Source organism: Staphylococcus sp. HMSC034G07 (genome assembly GCF_001835975.1).
Lineage (GTDB): Bacteria > Bacillota > Bacilli > Staphylococcales > Staphylococcaceae > Staphylococcus > Staphylococcus ureilyticus.
In genome coordinates this window covers 81458-103612 of the sequence record NZ_KV826608.1, presented here as the reverse complement: position 1 = coordinate 103612, position 22155 = coordinate 81458, and the positions used below count along the sequence as shown (strand labels likewise).

At 32.9% G+C, this 22155-nt stretch carries 16 protein-coding genes; 10 read left to right on the top strand and 6 right to left on the bottom strand.

All coding sequences use genetic code 11. From position 1 onward, the window contains the following. The first annotated feature begins 282 nt into the window (after window positions 1-282). The 4 genes from ygs (at window position 283) to HMPREF2586_RS06535 (ending at window position 4994) form a co-directional block, all read left to right on the top strand. Window positions 283-684 carry a S1 domain-containing post-transcriptional regulator Ygs gene (gene ygs / locus HMPREF2586_RS06550; RefSeq protein ID WP_046208025.1) on the top strand — a complete coding sequence of 134 codons (402 nt, stop codon included), beginning with the start codon at window positions 283-285 and terminating at the stop codon, window positions 682-684. A gap of 187 nt (window positions 685-871) precedes the next feature. Beyond that, window positions 872-2005, top strand: a complete 1134-nt coding sequence (locus tag HMPREF2586_RS06545; protein WP_070657789.1) for an NADH-dependent flavin oxidoreductase — start codon at window positions 872-874, stop codon at window positions 2003-2005. Between the two features lie 446 nt (window positions 2006-2451). After that, window positions 2452-3642 (top strand): ornithine--oxo-acid transaminase, encoded by a 1191-nt coding sequence (locus HMPREF2586_RS06540; RefSeq protein WP_046208027.1) that lies wholly within the window; start codon window positions 2452-2454, stop codon window positions 3640-3642. A 107-nt stretch (window positions 3643-3749) separates the two neighbouring features. Further along, complete coding sequence (locus HMPREF2586_RS06535) at window positions 3750-4994, top strand: Glu/Leu/Phe/Val family dehydrogenase (protein WP_019469653.1); 1245 nt, start codon at window positions 3750-3752, stop codon at window positions 4992-4994. Window positions 4995-5055: 61 nt separating this feature from the next. Here the strand turns inward: HMPREF2586_RS06535 and HMPREF2586_RS06530 are convergent, their stop codons facing one another. The 6 genes from HMPREF2586_RS06530 to HMPREF2586_RS06505 form a co-directional block, all read right to left on the bottom strand. Then, a complete protein-coding gene (locus HMPREF2586_RS06530) occupies window positions 5056-6039 on the bottom strand; it encodes a glycerophosphodiester phosphodiesterase (protein WP_070657786.1) in 984 nt (327 codons plus the stop codon). A gap of 284 nt (window positions 6040-6323) precedes the next feature. Continuing rightward, window positions 6324-6719: an arsenate reductase (thioredoxin) gene (gene arsC, locus HMPREF2586_RS06525; protein WP_070657784.1), complete on the bottom strand. Its 396-nt coding sequence runs from the start codon at window positions 6717-6719 to the stop codon at window positions 6324-6326. A gap of 17 nt (window positions 6720-6736) precedes the next feature. Then, window positions 6737-8026, bottom strand: coding sequence for an arsenite efflux transporter membrane subunit ArsB (gene arsB, locus HMPREF2586_RS06520; protein WP_064209446.1), 1290 nt, complete (start codon window positions 8024-8026; stop codon window positions 6737-6739). A 3-nt stretch (window positions 8027-8029) separates the two neighbouring features. Then, on the bottom strand, window positions 8030-8344 hold the full coding sequence (locus tag HMPREF2586_RS06515; protein WP_046208030.1) for an ArsR/SmtB family transcription factor: 315 nt from the start codon (window positions 8342-8344) through the stop codon (window positions 8030-8032). 251 nt (window positions 8345-8595) lie between these two features. Beyond that, entirely contained in the window at window positions 8596-9978 is a 1383-nt protein-coding gene (argH, locus tag HMPREF2586_RS06510; RefSeq protein ID WP_070657782.1) for an argininosuccinate lyase, read from the bottom strand. Beyond that, the gene (locus HMPREF2586_RS06505; RefSeq protein ID WP_070812695.1) at window positions 9971-11173 is read right to left on the bottom strand and encodes an argininosuccinate synthase; all 1203 of its coding nucleotides are present in this window, start codon (window positions 11171-11173) and stop codon (window positions 9971-9973) included. The genes argH and HMPREF2586_RS06505 overlap by 8 nt, the downstream gene beginning before the upstream one ends. 354 nt (window positions 11174-11527) lie before the next feature. Here HMPREF2586_RS06505 and HMPREF2586_RS06500 point away from each other — a divergent pair, with 354 nt between their 5' ends. The 6 genes from HMPREF2586_RS06500 to addA all read left to right on the top strand — a co-directional run bounded on the left by HMPREF2586_RS06500 (window position 11528) and on the right by addA (window position 22141). Then, window positions 11528-12859, top strand: coding sequence for a glucose-6-phosphate isomerase (locus tag HMPREF2586_RS06500; protein ID WP_070657780.1), 1332 nt, complete (start codon window positions 11528-11530; stop codon window positions 12857-12859). A gap of 230 nt (window positions 12860-13089) precedes the next feature. Next, entirely contained in the window at window positions 13090-13665 is a 576-nt protein-coding gene (locus tag HMPREF2586_RS06495; protein ID WP_046208034.1) for a TVP38/TMEM64 family protein, read from the top strand. Between the two features lie 4 nt (window positions 13666-13669). Continuing rightward, window positions 13670-14188: a signal peptidase I gene (lepB, locus tag HMPREF2586_RS06490; RefSeq protein ID WP_064209441.1), complete on the top strand. Its 519-nt coding sequence runs from the start codon at window positions 13670-13672 to the stop codon at window positions 14186-14188. A gap of 18 nt (window positions 14189-14206) precedes the next feature. Further along, a complete protein-coding gene (lepB, locus tag HMPREF2586_RS06485; RefSeq protein WP_046208036.1) occupies window positions 14207-14779 on the top strand; it encodes a signal peptidase I in 573 nt (190 codons plus the stop codon). A 229-nt stretch (window positions 14780-15008) separates the two neighbouring features. Then, window positions 15009-18473 carry a helicase-exonuclease AddAB subunit AddB gene (gene addB, locus HMPREF2586_RS06480; protein WP_070812694.1) on the top strand — a complete coding sequence of 1155 codons (3465 nt, stop codon included), beginning with the start codon at window positions 15009-15011 and terminating at the stop codon, window positions 18471-18473. Next, a complete protein-coding gene (addA, locus tag HMPREF2586_RS06475; protein WP_070657776.1) occupies window positions 18470-22141 on the top strand; it encodes a helicase-exonuclease AddAB subunit AddA in 3672 nt (1223 codons plus the stop codon). The genes addB and addA overlap by 4 nt, the downstream gene beginning before the upstream one ends. Window positions 22142-22155 lie beyond the last annotated feature (14 nt).

Below are 22155 nucleotides of genomic sequence, written 5' to 3'. Positions count from 1 at the left end.
ATTTTAGTTATCTCCATTGGAGCGTGATGGTGTAATATATTCAATTAAATACCATTATAAGTAAAAACCTAAGAATTTTTATTTTGAAAGCATTGATGCAAGTATCAGTTCTTGGAAATGGTTTAAAAGCCTTTGTATAATGAGATATAAGAGAAATTCAATCCGTGGTTGTGTAGCTTGATTTTTGATAAATCGTGAAATTTTTCTAGGTAATATTAGTACCATTGAATGATTTATGCTATTATGAACATGTTAAGTAAAACGAATTAAGGGGTTATCACGTTGAATAATCACTATAAAGTAGGTCAACATATCAAAGTTCGTGTGACTGGAATTCAACCGTATGGCGCTTTTGTAGAAACCCCTGACAATACTGAAGGATTAATCCATATTTCTGAAATTATGGATGATTACGTCCATAATTTAAAAAAGTTTTTATCAGAAGGACAAATTGTAAAAGCGAAAGTCATTTCAATTGATAAAGAAGGAAAGTTAAATCTTTCTTTAAAAGATAACGACTATTTTAAAAATTATGAACGTAAAAAAGAAAAGCAATCAGTATTAGATGAAATTAAAGAAACCGAAAAATATGGGTTTCAAACAATTAAAGAACGCTTACCGGTTTGGATTAAACAGTCCAAAAACGCGATAAAAGATGAACAGTCATCTTTTAAAAAACACTAACATCTTATTTTAAGATGTTAGTGTTTTTTTATTTATAAGCTAAAATTTATTGGAAGAGTAGCAATATAAAATTATATGCGTGAGCATATAATTTTATATTTAAAACTAAGGAAGTTAGAATTAAAAACACTTAAAGTGATTATGTAATGACATTTAAGTATTTTGTATTTTAGGAGGATTTAATTTAATGGATAAAAAATTTCAACCGTTATTTGAAAAATTAAAATTACCAAATCAAGTTGTTTTAGACAATCGATTTGTACTAGCACCTTTAACACATGTTTCATCTAATGACGATGGCACAATTTCTAATGAAGAGGTTGTGTATATGGAACAGCGTTCAAAAGATGTTGGTTTAGCAATTTCAGCTGCAAGCAATGTAACAGATTTAGGTAAAGCTTTTCCTGGACAACCTTCAGTAGCACATGACTCTAATATAGAAGGTCTAAAACGTTTGGCAAAAGCTATGAAAAAAAATGGTGCAAAAGCGGTTGTCCAAATACATCATGGTGGCGCGCAATCTTTACCTAATTTAACACCTAATGGTGATGTTGCGGCGCCAAGCCCGATATCATTAAAGAGTTTTGGTGAACAAGAAGCACATGATGCACGTGAAATTACAAAAGAGGAAATTGAATCAACAATAAAAGCTTTCGGTGAAGCAACTAGAAGAGTCATTGAAGCTGGATTCGATGGTGTTGAAATTCACGGTGCAAACCATTACTTAATCCATCAATTTGTATCTCCATATTATAATCGTCGTAATGATGAGTGGGGACAAGACCGTTATAAATTTGCTACAAGCGTGGTAGATGAAGTGACTAATACTGTTAAGCAATACGGAAGTAAAGATTTTATCGTTGGCTATAGATTTTCTCCTGAAGAAGCTGAATCTCCAGGTATAAGCATGGAAATTACTAAAGAGTTGATTGAATTATTAGTAGAAAAACCTTTAGATTATTTACATGTATCGTTAATGGATATTCACTCACAAACGCGTGAAGGTCAATACAAAGGCAAAGAGCGTATTAAACTTATTTTAGAGTGGATGAATGGACGTATGCCACTCATAGGTATAGGATCTATTTTCACAGCTGAACAAGCTATTGAAGCAATTGAGTCAACTGGTGTAGAACTGGTCGCACTAGGACGTGAAATCTTGTTAGATCATAATTTTGTAAGTAAAATTAAAGATGGCAAAGAAGATGAAATTCTATCTCAATTTGATCCGCAAAGAGCAGATAAACATCACTTGCCACCAAAATTATGGGAACAATTTAATAAAGGTTTTTATCCATTACCTAGAACTGATAATAAATAAAAGTTTTGAATGCGTAAATACTAACTTTATTAATCCTATCTAACTGCCAAAGTGAGCACAAGTTATAAATATTTTACTAGCAAAAAAAACGTCAATTTCTATTGAAAAAATTATAGAAATTGACGTTTTTTGTTTGTATAAAATTTTAAATTATAAACACTAGAATTAGCATAAATCTTGTAATCTGGATTTAAATCAAGAAGAATTTTTAAATTTATAAAAATTGGCTTGTGTAAACGGTCGAGAATGTGTCATTATATTAATGTAAAGGCTTACATTTTGACGGTTATATTCTAAATTTAACGTTTAAAAGTTGTAATGTAAGTTCTGAATCGATGATTTTATAGTATTTTCGGAAAATAGTTTTCGTAAGTGAATAAATACGTTATGCTATGAATGAGTAATGCCAATAAATTATTATATAATTCATGCAAAGGGGAGATATTATGTCAAGATCTGAAGAAATCATTGAATTAACAAATCATTACGGTGCCCACAACTATGTGCCACTTCCAATTGTAATTTCAGAGGCTGAAGGTGTATGGGTTAAAGATCCTGAAGGAAATAAATATATGGATATGCTATCTGCTTATTCTGCAGTAAACCAAGGTCACAGACATCCTAAAATCATTCAGGCTTTAAAAGATCAAGCTGACAAAGTGACTTTAGTATCACGTGCGTTTCATAGTGATAACTTAGGGGCATGGTATGAAAAAATATGCAAGTTAGCCGGTAAAGATAAAGCCTTACCTATGAATACAGGTGCTGAAGCGGTTGAAACAGCACTAAAAGCAGCACGTCGTTGGGCTTATGATGTGAAAGATATTGCACCTGATAAAGCTGAAATTATTGCGTTCAATGGTAACTTCCATGGCCGAACAATGGCGCCAGTATCATTGTCATCTGAACCAGAATACCAACGAGGATACGGCCCATTATTAGATGGTTTCCGTAAAGTTGATTTTGGTAACATAGAAGCTGTTAAAGAAGCAATTAATGAAAATACTGCTGCTATTTTAATCGAACCTATTCAAGGAGAAGCAGGTATCAATGTTCCACCAGAAGGTTATTTAAAAGAAATTAGAGAATTATGTGATGAGCATAATGTATTATTTATTGCTGATGAAATTCAAGCTGGACTAGGGCGTTCAGGAAAATTATTTGCCACAGATTGGGATAATGTAAAACCAGATGTCTATATTTTAGGTAAAGCATTAGGTGGAGGTGTATTCCCAATTTCTGTTGTATTAGCTGACGAAGAAGTGTTGGGCGTATTTACACCTGGTTCTCACGGGTCAACGTTTGGTGGTAATCCATTAGCGTGTGCTGTATCGATTGCAGCGTTGGATGTATTAGTTGATGAAGATTTAGCAGGGCGTTCATTAGAGCTAGGTGAGTACTTTAAATCAGAATTAGAAAAAATAAATCACCCAGCAATTAAAGAAGTGCGTGGTCGTGGATTATTTATTGGTATAGAACTAAATGAAAATGCTAGACCTTATTGTGAAAAGTTAAAAGAAGAAGGATTATTATGTAAAGAAACACATGATACAGTAATTAGATTTGCACCACCTCTTATTATTTCCAAAGAAGAACTGGACTTTGCATTGGATAAAGTAAGAAATGTTTTTAAATAAAAATGTTCTGTAACTTAAGTTTTGAAAACCCTTTAAAAAGCAAAATCTTATGTTACAATTATCGTGAAAGCGAAATCATTAGTAACGAAAAAGAGGCGAAATGAATCATGACTGAGAATAATAATTTAGTTACTTCTACGCAACAAATTATTAAAGAAGCATTGCATAAATTGGGATTTGATGATGGGATGTATGATTTAGTAAAGGAACCATTAAGATTCCTTGAAGTCCGCATTCCTGTACGTATGGATGATGGTACGGTTCAAACATTTAAAGGTTATCGTGCTCAACATAATGATGCAGTTGGACCAACAAAAGGTGGGGTGCGTTTCCATCCAGACGTTGATGTCGAAGAAGTTAAAGCATTATCTATGTGGATGACATTAAAATGTGGTATCGTCGACTTGCCATATGGCGGCGGTAAAGGTGGTATCATCTGTGATCCTAGACAAATGAGTATACATGAAGTTGAACGTTTATCTCGTGGTTATGTACGTGCGATATCTCAATTTGTTGGACCTACAAAAGATATCCCAGCACCAGACGTATTTACTAACTCACAAATCATGGCTTGGATGATGGACGAGTATAGTTCATTAGATAAATTTAATTCACCAGGGTTTATTACTGGTAAACCGATTGTATTAGGTGGATCACAAGGTAGAGACCGTTCTACTGCACTGGGAGTAGTTATTGCCATAGAACAAGCTGCTAAAAGAAGAGGTCTAGATTTGAAAGGTGCACGTATCGTTATTCAAGGATTTGGTAACGCAGGTAGTTTCTTATCTAAATTCCTTTATGATATGGGAGCAAAAATTGTGGGTATTTCAGATGCTTACGGTGCTTTACATGACCCAGACGGTCTTGACATTGATTATCTTTTAGATAGAAGAGATAGCTTTGGTACTGTAACAAATTTATTTGAAGAAACAATTTCTAATAAAGAATTGTTTGAACTTGATTGTGATATTCTTGTACCTGCAGCGATTGCTAATCAAATCACAGAAGACAATGCAAATGAAATTAAAGCTGATATTGTGGTTGAAGCGGCTAATGGCCCAACAACACCAGCTGGTACACGTATTTTAACTGAACGTGGTAAATTGCTCGTACCTGATGTATTAGCAAGTGCAGGTGGCGTAACAGTTTCTTACTTCGAATGGGTACAAAATAATCAAGGTTATTATTGGACAGAAGAAGAAGTAAATACAAAATTACGTGAAAAACTTATCACAGCTTTCGATACAATTTATGAGTTATCCCAAAATAGAAAAATTGATATGCGCTTAGCAGCTTATATTGTAGGTATTAAACGTACTGCTGAAGCTGCACGTTATCGTGGTTGGGCTTAATTAAATATTTAACTTTTAGAAAAAGAAGAAGTTCTTGAACCCAAGAACTTCTTCTTTTTTGTTATTTATTTTTTTGTTCATTATCTAGAACGACTTGTTTATATAAATCAGGATAATTTGTAAAAACGCCGTCAACGCCATATCGATTTAAGCGGTGCATATCGGTTTCATTATTAACGGTGAAAGGATGTACGAGCAGACCAGCTCTTTTAAGGTTTTTAACATTTTGTTTAGTTAAGTCTGTATATTCAGGGCCGACACCGATTGCGTATTGACGAATTTGATTAAAATCTTGTTGGGTTAACGCGGGTAATTCACCTTTATCTAATAACCTTATCAATGGGACATTGCTATTTAAACGATGTAATTTACTTAAGCTTTCAGGTGAAAATGATTGTAATAAGACATGCCCTTGATTTAATGATTGCTCATTAAGCATTTTGTGATTGTTTAGTGATTTTAATACTGCTTCTTCCATCCCTGGATACACATCTGGTGATTTAGTTTCAATATAATAATTTGCATTCGGACCATATCGTTCTAAAATTTCATCTAATGTAGGAATTTCAGCACCTACATAATTTGAATTAGCATACTGAGGGTTTGTGGCATTAAATTTACTACCAGCATCTAATTGCTTTAATTCTTTTAGTGTATATGAATCAACTCTACCTGTACCGTTTGTAGTTCTATCAACTGTTTCATCATGCATGGCAACTAGATGACCATCTTTAGTCATCTGAAGATCGATTTCGATATATGATGCTCCCATTGCATTGTGACTTTTATCATATGAATAAAAAGTATGTTCTGGTGCATAACCACTGGCACCTCTATGAGCAATCGTTGCATATTTTTCACCTGTTAGATTTTGAGCTCTGTTTGGGTTGTGTGAGTTGTTACCTTGTTGCTTTGAGGGTGTGGCAGATGATTGTGTATTAATATTGTGGTTATTTTCACTTGCAGTTGCTATAGATGTCGTTCCAATCAAAGCTAGAGATAACATTGCTAGACTCGTTGATAATGCTTTTTTTAAATTTTGCAAGAATGGGTCACTCCTCGATATGTATTTACATATCAACCCTACAAAATAAACGTTTGTTTGAGAATGACATTTACACGATTAAAATTTAAGATTTAAAAAGTTAATATTGTTATAACAATATATTAAACTAATTAAAATTTTTTCTGGCATATATAGAATGTATTAGTTTAATCACGTTAACTTCATATGCCTATATATAAGTTCAAACCAACAAAAAGCGTCAATTTCATTTGAAACGGACGCTTTGGCGTAGTCAAAGCTGCTGTGCCGGTGACTTAATACATTTATTTGGTTTTAAAATTTTCAATTGCTAATTTAATTTCGTCTCTAACACGTTGAAATTCTGTCCAAGTTTTTCCAGCTGGATCATCAAAACCCCAATGTTCTTTTTTTACATTCGGTGGTAAAATTGGACAATTTTTATCTGCATCGCTACATAGTGTTACGATTAAATTTGCTTTCTTTAAAATATCATTATCAATCAAGTCTGACGTATGATTTGATATATCAATACCTACTTCATTCATAGCATCTATCGCTTTAGGGTTAACACCATGTGTCTCAATACCAGCAGAATAGACATGCCATGTTTCACCTAATATATGCTTTCCCCAACCCTCAGCCATTTGGCTACGACAAGAGTTACCAGTACATATAAAATAAATTATTTTCTTCTTCATAATTAAGACCTCTTTTCTTAAAAAATAACGAGCGTGAAATATAAACCTAACAAGGTAACAAATAGTACTGGAATGGTAATGACGATGCCTGTTTTGAAATAGGTACCCCAAGCAATTTTTACACCTTTTTGTGTTAAAACATGAAGCCACAATAATGTAGCTAAAGAACCAATAGGCGTGATTTTAGGGCCCAAGTCAGAGCCAATGACATTCGCATAAACCATACCTTCTTTCAAAGTGCCAACGACATTGGATTGGCCAATAGCAATTGCATCTATTAAAACGGTAGGCATATTATTCATGATTGATGATAAAAAGGCCGATATAAATCCCATTCCGATAACACTACTGAATAGTCCATAACTTGAAATACTGGATAATACGTCGGCTAAAATTGTGGTAATACCCACGTTTTTTAACCCAAATACGACGAGGTACATACCAATGGAAAATAACACTATATTCCATGGAGCACCTTTAATTACTTGCTTAGTATGAACTGCATTAGATTTACGAGCTAAGCATACAAAGACAAAAGCAATCATACCTGCAATGATTGATACAGGTATTTGGATAAATTCACTTACAAGATAGCCTACGAGCAGTACGGCTAATACAATCCATGAAATCTTAAATAATTTAGGATCTTTAATAGCATCTTTAGGTACTGAAATGTTTTCAGTATCAAATGTATGTGGTATAGATTTTCTAAAATAAAGCCACAATACGAGAATACTAGCTAGTAAAGAAAATACATTAGGGATTATCATACGACTAAAATACGCAATGAATCCTATATCGAAATAATCTGCAGAAACGATATTTACTAAGTTACTTACAATGAGGGGCAATGATGTCGCATCAGCGATAAATCCACTGGCAATAATAAAAGGGAAGATGACTTTTTTATTAAATCCTAAATTTCTCACCATGGCTAATACGATAGGCGTTAAGATTAAAGCAGCACCATCATTTGCGAAAAATGCTGCTACAACTGCCCCTAATAGCATGATGAAAACAAACATTTTTAACCCGTTACCATTCGATGCTTTAACCATATGTAGTGCAGACCATTCAAAGAAACCAATTTCATCTAATATTAATGAAATAAGAATAACAGCAACAAAAGTTAACGTGGCATTCCAAACGATGCCTGTTACTTCTAATACATCGGAAAAGCTAACTACACCTGTAATTATAGCTACGATAGCCCCAGCTAAAGCAGTAATACCAATATCTAATCCCTTAGGTTGCCATATGACAAAAATTAATGTTAAAAGAAAAATTAATATAGCTAAAATGGTCATTGATTAACATTCACCTGATTTCATATTATGACATGCGCAATGTTGGTTCGATGTGTGAATTATATTGAGACTTTGATTGATTTCATCTAAAATAACATGATTAAGCTGGTACAAACGCTTATTTCCATTTTTACGTGTATGCACTAACTCATAATCCACTAATGTTTTCATGTGATGGCTTAGCGTGGGTTGCGAGAATTGAAAGTGCTCCAACAAATCGCATGCACATCGTTCACCACAAGAAAGTAAATCTAATATTTCTAATCTGTTTGAATCTGATAAAACTTTAAGCAATGCTGAAAGTTTTTTATAAGACATAATGATACCTCCTAAGCATTAAATAGACTAACATCTATATAGAAAAGTGTCTATATAGATTTGAGACATATAAATAAATAGCTTTATCTATAGGATTCAAGACATGGTGAGTTGAGTACTGTTAATACATTTATACAAACATATGTTGAGGGAGCTAAGTAAAATGTGAAATGGATTAAAACGTTGGACTATGAATGGAAGAAAAAACCGGAAGTTAAGTAATGGTTTAACTTCCAGTTTTTAAAGGTTTATTAATTTGTATTTAGATGTTGCTTGATAACTGATAATTGATGTTCTACCGCTGATTGTCCAGTTGAGCCATAACTAATTCTACGACTAACGCAATTTTCTGGCTTTAAATAATCATAAATATCTGAATCAATACGTTTATGCGCTTTCTGATATTCTTCCAACGGCACATCTAATAAATAGACATTATGTTGAATTGACCACAGTACGATTTTTCCTACAATTTCATGTGCTGATCTAAATGGAACACCTTTATTGACAAGGTAATCAGCCAATTCAGTAGCGTTTGAAAAATCATTGTAAACAGTTTGTTGTAGATGATCGACATTCACAGTCATTGTATCTATCATGCCAGCAAAAATTCGTAAGGAGCCCTTTATCGTATGCACCGCATCAAATAGCCCTTCTTTATCTTCTTGCATATCTTTGTTATAGGCAAGCGGTAAACCTTTGAGCGTCATCAAAATGCTCATTAGGTTTCCTGTTGTACGTCCTACTTTGCCTCTTATTAACTCTGCCATGTCAGGATTTTTCTTTTGAGGCATAATTGAGGAACCTGTTGAGAATGCATCCGATAAAGTTACAAAATTGGCTTCTGCTGATGACCAAAAGATAATCTCTTCAGCAAAACGTGATAAATGTATCATTGTTAATGATATATTGTGCAATGTTTCTACTATATAGTCTCTATCACTTACAGCATCTATACTATTTTCATAAACAGAGCCGAAATTCAATAAAGATTGCGTTTCATGACGATTGATTGGATAAGTCGTCCCACTTAGAGCAGCAGCACCAAGTGGTGAAATATCGATTCGCTTCAAACTATCTTGAAAACGCGATTTATCTCTATCTAACATCCAGAAATAAGTCAGTATATGGTGTGCAAATGAAATAGGTTGAGCTCTTTGCAAATGTGTATAACCAGGCATAATTGTATTGACATGTTGTTCTGCGATATTGACAATTGTTTGTTGCAACTCATTGATGAGCTCAATAATTTGAGTAACTTCTTCTTTAGTATATAAGTGCATATCAGTAGCAACTTGGTCATTTCTGCTACGTCCTGTATGCAACCTACCACCTGCATCACCGATACGTTTAATCAATTCATGCTCAATGTTAAGATGAATATCTTCTAAAGAAACATCGAATGATAAATTACCTTGTTCATAATCATTTAATATTGTTGTTAAACCATTGATTATTTGCTGACAGTCTTCATCGGTTATGATATCTTGTTTAGCTAGCATTTTAGCGTGAGCAATACTTCCTTGCACATCATATTGGATGAGCGTTTTATCAAAGTGAATGGAGGCATTAAATTCATCGACCCAGTCTTCGGGTTGCTCACTAAATCTTCCACCCCAAGCTTTATTACTCATCTGAATATCCGCCGTGTAACATAGAATTAACTTTTGTAGGTAAACCAAAGATATCAATAAAACCGACTGCAGATTCTTGATTAAATGCATCTTCTTTTGTATAAGTCGCTAATTTTTCATTATATAGTGTATGCGGTGATTTTCTACCATTTACAACGGCATTACCTTTAAATAATTTAAGACGTACGTCACCAGAAACGAATTTTTGTGTACTATCTACAAACGCTTTTAGGCTATCAGTTAGTGGAGAAAACCAAAGTCCATTGTACGTTTGTTCCGAAAATTGTTTTTCAATAATAGGTTTAAAATGAGCGACATCTTTAGTTAAAGTGATCATTTCGAGTGCTTTATGCGCTTTGATTATAACCTCTGCTGCAGGTGTTTCGTAAACTTCTCTAGACTTAATACCGACAAGTCTATTTTCTACATGATCAATTCTTCCAATACCATGTTTACCCGCTAATTTGTTTAAATCCAAAATTAATTGGCTTAATTTATAGGATTTACCGTTTAAAGCGGTAGGTAAGCCTTGTTCGAATGTAAGTACGACTTCATCTGCTTCGTCAGGTGTATCTTCAATTTCATTCGTTAAGTCAAATGCATCTTTTGGTGGTGCTGCATATGGATCTTCTAAAATGCCACATTCATTACTTCTTCCCCATAAATTTTGGTCAATAGAATATGGTGAATCATGTTGGATAGGTACTGGAATATTATGTTTGATTGCATAGTCAATTTCTTCTTCACGGCTCCAAGCCCACTCCCTTACTGGAGCAAATACTTTTAACTCTGGATCCAATGCTTTTATGGCCACTTCAAAACGAACTTGGTCATTACCTTTGCCGGTACAACCATGTGCAATACCTACTGCATTTGTTTTGTTAGCAATTTCAACTAATTTTTTTGAAATTAAAGGTCTTGATAATGCAGATACAAGGGGATATGTGCCTTCATACATTAAATTGCCTTTGATTGCATATGAAACAAAATCTTCACTAAATTCTTCTGTGGCATCAATAATATGACATTCAACTGCACCCATATCTAAAGCTTTTTGATGCACTAAATCTAAATCTTTACCTTCCCCGACGTCCAGACAACAAGCTACGATATCATAGCCTTTATCTATCAACCATTTCACTGCAACACTTGTATCTAAACCGCCCGAATATGCTAAAACTATTTTTTCCTTCATACCGTTACACCTCAATTGAATTTTTTAATATGTTGTTTATAAATTTGATATTAGTAAGTATAGCAGAAGGATGGTGAAAATAAAACCATTTTTATACATAAATATGCAATTTGTAGAAATTTCTTACAATTCAACCGTCTGTTTGTATATTGAAATTTAGGTGTTTTGGAGTTATATGCGTTTTATGAAGATGTATATATAAGTGAATATATGATTGGATGTTCTGTCTGTTGTATAAGAAATGAATAAGCTAAAATAATTATAAAAAATTTTGTTTTGTAGGCTAGTTGTTTGAATAGTCAAAATAAACTTAGTAAAATATGTATGAAATCAAAAACACTGGAGGCAATTTAGATGACTCATATTCAATTAGATTACGGTAAAACTTTAGAATTTTTCGGCGAACATGAATTAAAACAACAAAAAGATATTGTTAAATCAATTCATCATACAATTCATGAAGGAACAGGTGCTGGTAGTGATTTCTTAGGTTGGATTGATTTACCTGTTAATTATGATAAAGAAGAATTTTCACGTATATTAGAAGCTTCTAAACGTGTCAAAAATAATTCAGATGTATTTGTTGTAATTGGTATTGGTGGTTCATATTTAGGTGCACGTGCTGCAATTGAAATGCTGACACCGGCATTTAGAAATAGTAATGAATATCCTGAAATTGTCTTTGTAGGTAATCATTTATCTTCGACATATACACAAGAGTTAATTAGTTATTTAGATGGTAAAGATTTTTCAGTAAATGTTATTTCTAAATCTGGTACTACAACAGAACCAGCAGTTTCATTTAGACTATTTAAACAAATCTTAGAAAATAAATATGGTAAAGAGGAAGCAAAACAACGTATTTTTGCTACTACTGATAAAGAAAAAGGTGCATTAAAACAATTAGCAACAAATGAAGGCTATGAAACATTTGTAGTGCCGGATGATATTGGTGGACGTTACTCAGTTTTAACTGCAGTAGGTTTATTACCAATCGCTATCGCAGGTATTGATATTGAAGCAATGATGGGCGGGGCTGCAAAAGCGCGACAAGAGCTCTCTTCTGAAAACTTAGAAGATAATATTGCATATCAATATGCTAGTATCCGTAACATTTTATATGCTAAAGGTTATGACACTGAAATGTTAATCAATTATGAACCTTCAATGCAATATTTTAACGAGTGGTGGAAACAATTATTTGGTGAATCAGAAGGTAAAGATTACAAAGGCATCTATCCATCCAGTGCAAATTATACAACTGATTTACATTCACTTGGACAATATGTACAAGAAGGTCGTCGTTTCTTATTTGAAACTGTTGTCAAAGTAAATACACCAAAGCATAATATTACAATTGAAGAAGATAATGACAATTTAGATGGTTTAAACTATTTAGCAGGTAAAACAATTGATGAAGTGAACACTAAAGCCTTTGAAGGTACTTTATTAGCACATACTGATGGTGGCGTGCCAAATGTAGTGATCAACGTTCCACAATTAGATGAAGAAACATTTGGTTATCTCGTTTATTTCTTTGAAATGGCTTGCGCAATGAGTGGCTATCAACTTGGTGTAAATCCGTTTAACCAGCCTGGTGTAGAAGCATATAAACAAAATATGTTCGCATTATTAGGTAAACCAGGTTTTGAAGATAAAAAAGAAGCATTAGAAAAACGTCTATAATTTTATCTGTGCATTAGATTAATAAGTGACTGAGAAAATGATTTCCGCATTGAAAATGCGGAAATTTTTTTATGTGCTATTTTATAAAAAAAACTTATCATTTGTGTGTAATGTCATTTACTGTTTTGGTACTTGAGACTGATATTTACACAAAAGTATACATAATTGTTTTAAAATCGCTATAATACACTTATAATAATCGTTGACTAACATTGGTAGGGATTGATGAAATGACTCAAGAACAAGTGCAGTATTGGTTTGATTTATTTGGTAGTTTAGGTTATATCGTAGGATTTTTATTGCCTTTTATTGAAGCATTTATCCCAGTACTACCTATTATTGTATTTGTGATTGTGAATGTGAATGCATTTGGATTTTTGATGGGTACATTATTAGCATGGTTGGGTACTGTTTTAGGAAGTTATCTTGTATTTTTAGGTTTTCGCAAATTGAACCATACACGTTATATGAAAAAATTACAACAACGCACCTCGGTTCAAAGGTTAATACATTTTATAGATAGAAAAGGCGTTATTCCTATTTTCATTCTATTATGTTTCCCCTTTACCCCAAGTGCATTAGTAAACTTGGTCGTAAGCTTGTCGCATATCAGAGCACACGTTTATCTGGTAGTATTGTTCAGTTCGAAATTGATAATGATTGGTTTGATTGGATGGTTAGGCAATGATATTACGACGTTATTTACACAGCCTTTAAGGTTGGTCATCATCATTATTGTTATTATTGTCGTTTGGTTTATAGGTAGAAAACTTGAACGATATTTTATGCATTCTCCAGAGGAGTGACAATTTGAGTAAGGTAGTAAAACATTTGATTTCTATAATATTTGCGATTATTATTGTAATATTGATTCAGACTTTTATTATTACAGGAGCAGTCATACAAGATAAAAGTATGACGCCAACGTTGAAACAAAATGATCGTGTGATTGTTAATAAAATCAAAACGACTTTTAATATGCTAAAGCTTAACGATATCATCATGTACCATAAAGGTGACGATGTACATATTGGTAGAATTATCGGGAAGCCTGGCCAATCTATAACCTTTAAAAATAATCAGTTGTATAGAGATGACAGACAAGTAGATGAAATGTATACTGAGTCAAGTATGAAAGATCTATCCCTCAGAAATATTAAAGGCTCTGAAGGAGATATAATTCCACCAGGCGAATACTTTGTACTGAATGATAATCGAGAACTAAAAAACGATTCAAGAACAGAGGGTTTTGTTCGACAAGAAGACATTATTGGTGATGTAAGTTTAAGGTATTACCCTTTAAGCAACTTCACAGTAAACTTTAAATAAATAGACGAGGTGTAAAAAGTGAAAAAAGAAATACTAGAATGGATTGTGTCAATTGCTGTCGCAGTAGCGTTAGTACTATTGATTACAAATTTTGTTGCAAAATCATACACAGTCAAAGGGGATTCTATGGACCCAACCTTAAAAGATGGTGAACGCGTAGTTGTAAATATGATTGGTCAAAAACTAGGACATTTAGAAAAGGGAAATGTCATTGTATTCCACGCTAATAAGGAACAAGATTATGTAAAACGTATTATTGGTACATCTGGAGATAACATCGAATATAAAAAGGATCAATTATATGTTAATGGTAAAAAAGTTGATGAACCTTATTTAGATTACAATGAAAAACACAAACTAGGTGAATACATTACAGGTACTTATAAAACAGAAGATTTTAATCAGGCTGATGGAAAAAACAAAATTCCAAAAGGTAAATTGTTAGTATTAGGCGATAATCGAGAAGTGAGTAAGGATAGCCGCTCATTTGGTTTGATTGATGAAGATAAGGTAGTAGGTAAAGTTTCATTTAGATATTGGCCGTTAAATAAAATGACATTTGGATTTAACCCAGATGTCAGTTATGAATAGATAGCATATGTGTATACTTCCTGAGACATAAAAATGTCTCAGGTTTTTCTATATATTAATGTTGTTCAATTTGTGCTTCGTGAACCTTTTGAATAACACCTTTCAAATATTAAACTTACACAGTATATCATTCATTTATGAACTTAAATGTAGGTAAATCACATAGACTATTAAACAAAGTGTAATGCCTAATATGTTAAAATATGAATCAAAGGAGTTGTTGCACGCAATGGAATTTAATGCTTATATTGGGAGAGCTGGCACTGGTAAATCGCACAGTGTAATAGAAGAAATAAAAACTAAAATGAAACAAAATCCATTAGGTGATCCTATTATCTTAATCGCACCTACCCAAAACACGTTTCAGTTAGAGCAAGCTTTTGTAAAAGATCCATCATTATATGGCAGTTTGAGAACTGAAGTGCTCCATTTTGAACGTTTAAGTCACCGTGTTTTTCAAGAAGTTGGTGGATTAACAGAACAACAGTTATCCAAAGTTGGTACTGAAATGATGATTTATGACATTATTCAACAACATCAGTCAGAATTGAAATTATATCAATCTCAAGTAAAATACTATGGCTTTAGTGAAAAATTATATGAGCAAATTCAAGATTTTAAAAAATATGCAGTTTCTCCACAACATATTGAAGATTATATAGCAAACAACCACTTACAAACGAGGACTAAACACAAATTAGAAGACATCGCGTTAATATATAAACATTTAGAAGATAGGATTCGTGGCGAGTATGTTTCTACTGAGGATAGTTTGCAGCGATTTATTGAGGTGATGAACCAATCCGATTGGTTGCAACGTGCTGAGATTTACATTGATGGATTTCATAACTTTTCTACAATTGAATATCAAATCATTCGTTCATTAGTTCAGCATACCAAGCAAGTTACGGTTGCTTTAACTACAGATGGAGATAAAGATGTTTTTAGTTTATTTAGAAAGCCGTCAGAATCATTAACACAAATGCAAGCCATCGCAAATGATTTGAATATCCATTTAAATGTTAAACCATTTTATCAACAACAAAGATTTATTCATAATGACTTATCGCATTTAGAGAAAAACTTTAATGCATTGCAATTTGAACCTATTGCATCAACAGGTCATATCTCTATCCTAGAATCATCAGTGATGCGAGAAGAAATAAATGAAGTTGCTAGACGGATTTTAAAAGAAAACCGTGAATTAGGTAGACGTTTTCAAGATATTGCTATTTTATATAGAGATGAATCATATGCCTACTTAATGGAATCGATATTATCACAATACGATATACCTTATAACATTGACGTCAAGGCTTCTATGACTCATCATCCTATAATGGAAATGTTTCGCTCGTTAATTGAAGTGCTTCAGACAAATTGGAATTTTGAGCCTCTAATGCGTTTGTTTAAAACGAATATTTTAACTAAAAAATTTAAAGACAGCCAGTACTTAATTGATATTTTAGAAAATTTTGTATTAGAACGTGGTATTTATGGAAAACGTTGGATAGATGATAAATATTTCCAAGTTGAACAATTTAGGAAAATGGGTTTAAAACGACAACCATTAACAGAAGAAGAACGTGAAACATTTGAAAGGGTTATTCAGTTAAAAACAGATGTGATAGATAAAATTATGCGATTTGAAAATCAAATGGCTGATGCAACCACAGCTGTTGATTTTGCAACAGCGTTTTACGAAGCTATTGAATCGTTCGATTTGACCAGTCAGTTAATGACAGAACGTGATACGTTAGACGCTGAAGGCGAACACCGTAAATCAGAAGAAATTGATCAAATATGGCATGGATTTATTCAAACATTAGATGATTTAGTTACGGTTTTTGGAACTCAAAATTTAACAAAAAGTAGATTTTTAGAGTTATTAGATATTGGTTTGGATCAATTGGAATTTGTAATGATTCCCCAAACGCTTGATCAAGTTAGCATTGGTACAATGGACCTAGCAAAAGTTGATAATAAAGAACATGTGTATTTAGTTGGGGTCAATGATGGCGTTTTACCACAGACTGTGAATGCTTCAGGCTTAATAACAGATGAGGAGAAAAAATATTTTGAAGAACAAGCTGATATCGAATTAAGTCCAACATCAGATATATTACAAATGGATGAAGCATTTGTTTGCTATATTGCTATGACACGAGGGCGTTCAGAGGTGACATTTTCATATTCCTTAATGGGATCAAATGGGGATGAAAAAGAAGCGAGCCCATTTTTAGGTCAAATTCAGCAATTGTTTACAGATCTTGAAGTACAAAATATCCATCGTCAACATCAAGCAAATCCGCTAACGTTAATGGAACATCCACATCAAACAAAAATTGCATTATTTGAATCACTTAAAGCTTGGCTTGATGAAGAAATCGTCGCAGATACGTGGTTAGATACATACCAAGTTATGAGGGATGATGAGCAGTTAAATGAAGGGCTTACTTATTTGTTATCAGCACTCACTTACGATAATAAAACTGTACAATTAAGTGAATCTTTATCAAAAGATTTATATGGTACGACTATAAATGCTAGTGTATCACGTTTTGAAGGGTATCAATCATGTCCATTTAAGCATTTTGCTTCACATGGTTTACGACTTAATGAACGAACAAAATATAAACTAGAAAACTTTGATTTAGGTGATATATTCCATCAAGTATTAAAATTTATCTCTGAAAAAATTAATGGCGACTTTAAGAATTTAAACATCAAACAAATTCACAAATTGACGAGTGACGCGTTATCTGAAATCCTACCAGAGATACAATTTAATCTATTAAATTCAACAGCTTATTATCGCTATTTGTCACAGCGTATTGGTTCAATAGTAGAAACAACTTTAACGGCGTTAAAATATCAAGGTAGTTATAGTAAATTCACACCGCAACGCTTTGAAGCCAGTTTTAGAAAAAAACCTAGGGACAATCAAGAACTGTATGCGCAGCCTTTAAAAACTAAACAAGGGGTTCCTATCAACATTCGAGGACAAATTGACAGGATAGATACGTATAACCACGGAAATGAAAGTTTTGTGAATATTATTGATTATAAATCATCAAAATATAGTGGGACCTTAGATTTAACAAAAGTATATTATGGCATGCAAATGCAAATGATGACTTATATGGATATTGTATTACAAAATAAAGCAAGGCTCGGCCTAACCAATATGACTAAGCCGGGTGGGTTATTGTACTTTCATGTCCATGAACCACGTATTAAACTTGCGTGGAATGAATTAAATGAAACGAAAAGGGATTTAGAATTTATCCAATCCTTTAAATTAAGTGGCTTATTAAATAGTGACGAAGCAGTATTGGATGCTTTTGATACTCGAATAGAACCTAGCTATAATTCAGATATTGTACCTTTAGGTTTAAAAAAAGATGGAGGCATTAAATCTAATAGTAAGGTCGCGGACGAAAAGACGATTTATAAATTAATTCAACATAATAAGCAAAATTTTATAGAAACAGCATCTAATATTATGGATGGTCACACAGAAGTAGCGCCAATGAAATATAATCAAACACTGCCATGTGATTTCTGTAACTATAAACCAGTCTGTCATGTTGATGGCATGATTGACAGTAAACGCTATAGAACCGTAGACGAAACAATCAACCCAATTGAAGCAGTACAAAATATGGAGTTAGAAAGTGAGGAAGAAGAATGATCAGTGAGATTCCTGTAAAACCAGCTGGCACAAGATGGACCGATAATCAGTGGAAAAGTATCTTTGCAAAGGATCAAGACATACTTGTAGCAGCAGCTGCAGGTTCTGGTAAAACAGCGGTTTTAGTAGAACGCATCATTCAACGCATTCTTAGAGATAAGGTCGATGTAGATCGTTTATTAGTCGTAACGTTTACTAATGCAAGTGCAAGAGAGATGAAGCAACGTGTAGATCAACGAATACAAGAAGCATTTATTGAATCACCTGATAATACGCATTTAAAGAATCAGCGCATCAAAATTCACCAAGCTCAAATTTCTACACTACACAGTTTTTGTTTAAAGTTAATTCAGCAACATTACGATGTATTGGATATTGATCCAAACTTTAAAACAAGTGGTGAAGCGGAAAATATTTTATTACTGGAACAAACCATAGATGAGGTTTTAGAACAACATTATGACATCTTAGACCCGCATTTTGTTGATTTAACTGAACAGTTGTCCTCAGATAGGAATGATGAACAACTCAGAGATATTGTAAAAAAAATGTATTTCTTTAGTGTTGCTAACCCCAATCCTTTGAATTGGTTAAGCGGTCTTGCAACACCATATAAAGATGTAGTGCAACAGGAAGCGTTATTAAAATTACTTAATGAGTTGGCCATGATATTTATGAGGTCTGCCTTAGAGTCATTAAATAAAAGTTATGATTTATTTATGATGCTGGAACAAGTCGATAAACAAATTGCAGTTATTGAAAAAGAACAACAATTCTTAAACAAAGCTATGGAAAATGGCCATATCAATCATGAAGCAATCGTACAACACGAATTTGAAAAAACATTTCCTCGAAAAGATAAAAAAATTAAAGAAGCAAACGAAATGATGATAGATGCTTATGATGATGGTAAAGCATATTATGATAATTATAAAAAATTAGTGTCAAAAGTTAAGAATGATTATTTTTCAAGGTCTTCAGAAAATCTAAAAGAAGATATGCAACGTTTAGCGCCTAGAGTATCTTATCTTAGCCTTATTACAAAAGATGTCATAGAACTTTTTAATCAAAAAAAGCGCAGTCGAAATATTTTAGATTTCTCGGATTATGAACATTTTGCTTTGAAAATTTTAACAAATGATGATGGTTCACCTTCAATGATTGCACAATCTTATCGTGATCAGTTTGAAGAAATATTAGTAGATGAATATCAAGACACAAACAGAGTACAAGAAAAGATTTTGTCATGTATTAAACGTGGTGAGGAACATGATGGCAACTTATTCATGGTAGGGGACGTCAAACAGTCGATTTATAAATTTAGACAAGCAGATCCTAGTTTGTTTATCGAAAAGTATAATCGTTTTACTGTAGATGGCTCATCATATGGCTTACGTATAGATTTATCACAAAATTTCCGTTCAAGATTAGAAGTGTTAACGACAACTAATTATTTATTTAAACATATGATGGATGAATCTGTAGGAGAGATTAACTATGATGATGCAGCACAGTTATATTATGGAGCTCCCTTTGACAACAAGCCATATGATGTGAATTTAAATATGCTAGTAGAAGATGCATCTTCTGAGTTAAATGGTTCTGAACAAGAAGCAGAATATATTGTACAACAAGTTGAAAAAATAATGAATACACGTGAAATCTTTGATATTAAAGCCCAACAATATCGAAAGCCGAACTACAAGGACATTGTTATTTTAGAGAGATCATATGGGCAAGCACGAAAAATACAACAAGCATTTAAGGATCATAATATTCCGTTCCATGTTAATAGTAAAGAAGGTTATTTTGAACAAACAGAAGTGCAACTGATATTGTCTTTTTTAAGAACGATCGACAACCCACTACAAGATATTTATTTAGTCGGTTTAATGCGTTCAGTTATTTACCAATTTACAGAAGATGAATTATCAAACATTAGAGTATTTAGTCCTCATGATGATTATTTTTATCAATCTATCCAACATTATATGGAAAATGACGTGGCAAATAAGAAATTGGTCAAAAAATTAGAAGTATTTTTAAAAGATATAGCTATGTATCAATCGTACAGTCAAAATCATCCTGTATATCAACTGATTGATAAATTTTACAATGATCACTATGTTATACAATATTTTAGTGGTCTTATTGGTGGCAAAGGTCGACGTGCGAATTTATATGGTTTGTTTAATAAAGCAGTAGAATTTGAAAATTCTAGTTTTCGTGGTCTATATCAATTTATTCGATTTATTGATGAACTTATGGAGCGAGGAAAAGATTTCGGTGAAGAAAACATCATAGGTCCTAATGATGATGTTGTGAGAATGATGACAATCCATAGCAGTAAGGGGCTGGAATTTCCATTTGTTATTTACTCTGGCTTATCGCGTAAGTTTAGAAGAGATGACTTACATAAACCTGTGATTTTAAATCAAAATTATGGACTTGGAATGACGTATTATGATGTAGAATCAAATTTAGCTTATCCTTCATTATCATCAGTCACTTTGAAAGCAATCGCGGAAAAAGAAATGGTCTCAGAAGAGATGAGATTAATTTATGTGGCGTTGACACGTGCTAAGGAACAATTATTTTTGATTGGCCGTGTTAAAGATGAGAAAGAATTAACACAATTAGAGCAGGTTTCTGTTTCGGAAAAACATTTACCAGTCAGTTATCGGATTACAGCCCAAAGACCGATTGATATGATATACCCAATATTAGCAAAATATCAATCATCATCTTTACCAAGAGAGATGCGTTTTGAGCAATCAATAGAAGATATTGATTCAACGATGAAACCTTATGTGAATTTGACTACAGAATTTTATGAAGACATTGCTTCAGAACAAGTTATTTCAGATAGTGAACAGCGTACAGTTAGTGATATTGAGTATATAAATAGTGGCAATGACACATTAAAAACGCAAATACATCAGCAATTAAGTTACGTCTATCCATATCAAGAAGCTATGATGAAACCTTCAAAACAGTCCGTTTCTGAATTAAAACGACAATTAGAAACAGAACAAGCGGATACAAATTATGATAGAGTTCGTCAGTATCGTATTGGCACAACTTCATATGAAAGACCAGCTTTCTTAAGTCAACAAACAAAGAGAAAAGCAAATGAAATAGGGACATTAATGCATACGGTAATGCAGCATTTACCATTTAAAGAAGAAAGGCTGACAGCAGAAGAAATTGGAATATTTGTTGACCAATTAATAGTTAAAGCGATCATACCTAAAGATGCAAAAGCTGATATTCAATTTGATGATATTTATAAATTTGTTGAGAGTGACTTGTATCTTACGATTGCTCAAAGTGATTATATTTATCGTGAATTACCTTTCGTTGTGAATCAAGCAAAAGTAGACCAGTTGAAAGATGTAGAAACAGACGCATCAATCATTCAAGGGATGATTGATTTGATTTTTATTAAAGATCAGCAATATTACTTTGTTGATTATAAAACAGATGCATTTAATAGACGCTTGCATATGTCAGATGAAGAAGTTGGAAATCAATTGCGTGCGCGTTATAAAATACAAATGGAATACTATAGAAATACCTTACAGACCATACTTGGCGAACCTGTTAAAGGTTATTTATACTTCTTTAAATTTGGTCAGCTTTCAATAGATGATAAATCGATTAAATAATGCTTTGATAAAGG